The sequence below is a fragment of the Mesorhizobium sp. M0174 genome, assembly GCF_040322275.1.
GTDB lineage: Bacteria > Pseudomonadota > Alphaproteobacteria > Rhizobiales > Rhizobiaceae > Mesorhizobium.
This window is the reverse complement of the sequence record NZ_JAMYTB010000054.1, coordinates 1-3,966: the sequence shown is the minus strand read 5'-3', so window position 1 is coordinate 3,966 and position 3,966 is coordinate 1. Positions and strand designations below refer to the sequence as shown.

General features: G+C 61.4%; 6 protein-coding genes. All 6 read left to right on the top strand.

Translation table 11 applies throughout. The annotated features are described in order from the left end of the window. The first annotated feature begins 460 nt into the window (after positions 1-460). The 6 genes from secE to rplL all read left to right on the top strand — a co-directional run bounded on the left by secE (position 461) and on the right by rplL (position 3,852). Positions 461-664: a preprotein translocase subunit SecE gene (gene secE, locus NKJ13_RS31340; RefSeq protein WP_023680439.1), complete on the top strand. Its 204-nt coding sequence runs from the start codon at positions 461-463 to the stop codon at positions 662-664. Positions 665-691: 27 nt separating this feature from the next. Next, positions 692-1,219, top strand: a complete 528-nt coding sequence (gene nusG / locus NKJ13_RS31335) for a transcription termination/antitermination protein NusG (protein WP_006333333.1) — start codon at positions 692-694, stop codon at positions 1,217-1,219. A gap of 160 nt (positions 1,220-1,379) precedes the next feature. Continuing rightward, positions 1,380-1,808 (top strand): 50S ribosomal protein L11, encoded by a 429-nt coding sequence (gene rplK / locus NKJ13_RS31330; RefSeq protein ID WP_254817141.1) that lies wholly within the window; start codon positions 1,380-1,382, stop codon positions 1,806-1,808. Between the two features lie 4 nt (positions 1,809-1,812). Continuing rightward, on the top strand, positions 1,813-2,511 hold the full coding sequence (gene rplA / locus NKJ13_RS31325; protein WP_254817142.1) for a 50S ribosomal protein L1: 699 nt from the start codon (positions 1,813-1,815) through the stop codon (positions 2,509-2,511). Between the two features lie 390 nt (positions 2,512-2,901). Then, complete coding sequence (gene rplJ / locus NKJ13_RS31320) at positions 2,902-3,420, top strand: 50S ribosomal protein L10 (protein WP_008875657.1); 519 nt, start codon at positions 2,902-2,904, stop codon at positions 3,418-3,420. Between the two features lie 54 nt (positions 3,421-3,474). After that, positions 3,475-3,852, top strand: a complete 378-nt coding sequence (gene rplL / locus NKJ13_RS31315; RefSeq protein ID WP_140752948.1) for a 50S ribosomal protein L7/L12 — start codon at positions 3,475-3,477, stop codon at positions 3,850-3,852. Positions 3,853-3,966: the final 114 nt, after the last annotated feature.

Below are 3,966 nucleotides of genomic sequence, written 5' to 3'. Positions count from 1 at the left end.
ATCACCGAACACTCTCTCCACGGCATCAACACCTCCCGGCAAAAACCGAAAAGTGTTACCTATGTGTCCGGTACAAATCGTCACCTATGTCTCGGGCCGCTCAGAATGGATACCTAAAACGATTCTTTTGCAGTGCGGCCTTTGAAAACCGGCTTGTGACTTGCCATATAGCATAAGTTGCGGCATAAGGGCCGCATAGCCGGGACGGAACGACTGGATGGTTCCGAGGCGGCGTTTGGGCATAAAGCGGACACTTGCCACTTGCGTGGATCAAGAATCGGTTTTATGTAGACGAAACAGACACGCGACGCGTGGAGCTGGGAAGCCGGCTTTACGCGTCTGATTTGCATGGGCGAAATGATTGCGCTGATTCGGCGCGAACGCACGCTCAAGCGGCACGTCCCGGCCAGCGGGATCATCCAGGAGACCCGGCCAACGGGTCTTGCAGACAGAGCGGCATATGGCTTCGAAAACCACAAATCCTTTCACCTTTCTCCAGCAGGTTCGCGCGGAGACCGCCAAGGTCACTTGGCCGTCGCGGCGCGAAACGATGATCTCGACGGTGATGGTCCTTGTGTTCGCGGTCATCGCGATGATCTTTTTCTTTACCGCAGACGTGGCCATGGGCTTTGCGGTCGAAAAAATCCTCGGCCTCGGACAGTAAGTCCGGCGATTACGGAGAAGTCTTGAAATGACCGCGCGGTGGTACATCGTCCACGCCTACTCGAACTTTGAAAAGAAGGTCGCCGAGGACATCGAGAACAAGGCCAAGCAGAAGGGCCTGTCCGCCGACATCGAGCAGATCGTGGTGCCGACCGAGAAGGTCGTCGAGATCCGCCGCGGCCGCAAGGTCGATGCCGAGCGCAAGTTCTTTCCGGGCTATGTGCTGCTGAAAGCCAATCTGACCGATGCCGTGTTCTCGCTCGTCAAGAACACGCCGAAGGTCACCGGTTTCCTGGGCGACTCCAAGCCGGTGCCGATCACCGAAGCCGAAGCCCAGCGTATCCTGAACCAGGTTCAGGAAGGCGTCGAGCGGCCGAAGCCGTCGGTGACGTTCGAGATCGGCGAAGCGATCCGCGTTTCGGATGGACCATTCGCGTCGTTCAACGGTTTCGTCCAGGAAGTGGACGAAGAGCGGGCGCGGCTCAAGGTGGAAGTATCGATCTTCGGGCGCGCCGTGCCGGTCGATCTGGAATTCGGACAGGTCGAGAAGGGCTGATCCGAAATCCCTGCACCGGTTTCGGCGGCAGGGAAGGCGGCGCGGAGATCGCGCGGCCAAAAACGGGTGGGAGGCGAATGCGGCTTTAGCCGGCCGCGCGGACCGCACCACCAGACTGCAACCGCCGGCAAGACCGGCATGAGAAAAGGCAGGAAGAGAGATGGCTAAGAAGATTGCAGGCCAGCTCAAGCTCCAGGTTTCCGCGGGATCGGCCACGCCGTCGCCCCCGATCGGCCCGGCGCTTGGTCAGCGTGGCATCAACATCATGGAGTTCTGCAAGGCGTTCAACGCGCAGACCCAGGAAATGGAAAAGGGTTCGCCGGTTCCGGTCGTCATCACCTACTACCAGGACAAGTCGTTCACCTTTGTCATGAAGACGCCGCCGGTGAGCTATTTCCTGAAGAAGGCCGCCAACCTGAAGTCGGGTTCCAAGGAGCCGGGCAAGCTCAAGGCCGGTACGATCGGCCGCGACAAGGTGCGCGCCATCGCCGAGCAGAAGATGAAGGATCTGAACGCAAACGACGTCGAGGCGGCCATGCGCATGGTCGAGGGCTCCGCCCGCTCGATGGGTCTGGAAGTGGTGGGCTGAGATCATGGCAAAGATTGCAAAGCGTGTATCGAAGACCCGCGAAGGCATCGATCCCAACAAGGCTTACGCTTTGGGTGAGGCGCTGAAGCTGCTCAAGGATCGCTCCTCGGTGAAGTTTGATGAGACCGTCGAGGTCGCGATGAACCTCGGCGTCGATCCCCGCCATGCCGACCAGATGGTCCGCGGCGTGGTCAATCTGCCGAACGGCACCGGCCGCAGCGTTCGCGTCGCCGTGTTCGCGCGCGGCGACAAGGCCGAAGAGGCCAAGGCCGCCGGCGCCGACATCGTCGGAGCCGAGGACCTGGTCGACATCGTCCAGAAGGGCACGATCGACTTTGACCGTTGCATCGCCACGCCGGACATGATGCCGCTGGTCGGCCGTCTCGGCAAAGTGCTCGGTCCGCGCGGCATGATGCCGAACCCGAAGGTCGGCACCGTCACCACTGACGTTGCCGCCGCTGTCAAGGCATCGAAGGGCGGCGCCGTCGAGTTCCGCGTCGAGAAGGCCGGCATCGTTCATGCCGGCGTCGGCAAGGTGTCGTTCGACGTCAAGGCGCTGGAAGAAAACGTCCGCGCCTTCGCAGACGCGGTGACCAGGGCAAAGCCGGCTGGGGCCAAGGGCAACTACGTCAAGAAGGTGTCGGTCACCTCGACGATGGGCCCGGGCCTCAAGCTCGATGTCTCGACGCTCGCAGCGTCCTGATACGAACAATTGGATCGGCCGCTAAAACGCTGATCCGTGAAAGAATTCCGGGCCTCCGACCTGTCGGTGGCCCGGTACCGGAAGTCGAAAGGCTTCCGGACATCCTGTCCGAGATTGCAGGCGGCCCCAAGCCTTAGGTGATGTGGGCCTTAATTCATGTGGGCCTGCATGAGACGGGTGAAGACCGGACAAAGGGGCGAAAGCTCCAATGAAAGGTTCGAACCGTGTTTGCCTTTTGTCTGCGCACCGTCCGGCTAGCCGGCAGGTGTGGCGAAAGGGGGCAGGATCCTCGAGCGTCGTTCGGGAGATCCGTTACTGGATGGCCCGGCCGGCAAAAGGCAACCCGACGCCTGTCCTTCGTAGAGGGCAGGGGTCAACTGGAGATAGGCAGTGGACAGAGCGGAAAAACGCGAACTCGTCACGGGGCTGAATGATGCGTTTTCAAGCGCTGGTTCAGTCGTCGTGGCCCACTACGCCGGTATCACCGTCGCGCAAATGAACGACCTTCGGTCGAAAATGCGCGCCGCCGGTGGCACCGTCAAAGTCGCGAAGAACCGTCTCGCCAAAATCGCTCTTCAGGGCACGGACTCCGCATCGATCATCGAGCTGTTCAAGGGACAGACGCTGATCGCCTATTCGGAGGATCCGATTGCGGCGCCGAAGGTCGCGTCCGATTTCGCCAAGGGAAATGACAAGCTCGTCATTCTCGGTGGCGCAATGGGCACCACCTCGCTCAACGCCGACGGTGTGAAGGCACTCGCCACACTCCCGTCGCTCGATGAGCTGCGCGCCAGGCTGGTTGGCATGATCGCCACGCCGGCAACCCGGATCGCCCAGATCGTCAATGCGCCTGCGGCCTCGGTCGCGCGCGTCATCGGCGCTTACGCCCGGAAGGACGAGGCGGCATGAGGCCGTTCCTCGCTATCACAAACACACGTTCGAACCTTATGAAGGAACATTGCAATGGCTGATCTGGCAAAGATCGTAGACGACCTTTCGAAGCTGACCGTCCTCGAGGCGGCCGAGCTGTCGAAGCTTCTTGAAGAAAAGTGGGGCGTTTCCGCCGCTGCTCCGGTGGCGGTTGCCGCTGCCGGCGGCGCTGCGGCCGCTGCTGCTCCTGTCGAGGAAAAGACGGAATTCGACGTCGTCCTCACCGAGGCAGGCGCTCAGAAGATCAACGTCATCAAGGAAGTTCGCGCCATCACCGGTCTTGGCCTCAAGGAAGCCAAGGACCTGGTCGAGGCGGCTCCGAAGCCGGTCAAGGAAGGCGTTTCCAAGGCCGACGCGGACAAGTTCAAGGCCCAGCTGGAAGCAGCCGGCGCCAAGGTTGAACTGAAGTAAGCGTTGAGTACCGGGGGGCGGCGGGGGGGCGGGCGCCCCTCCCCAAACCGGGAGGGGGGGGGGGGAGGGGCGAAAGTGGGGAAAAAACATTTAAGGGGGGCGGCCACCCCCCCG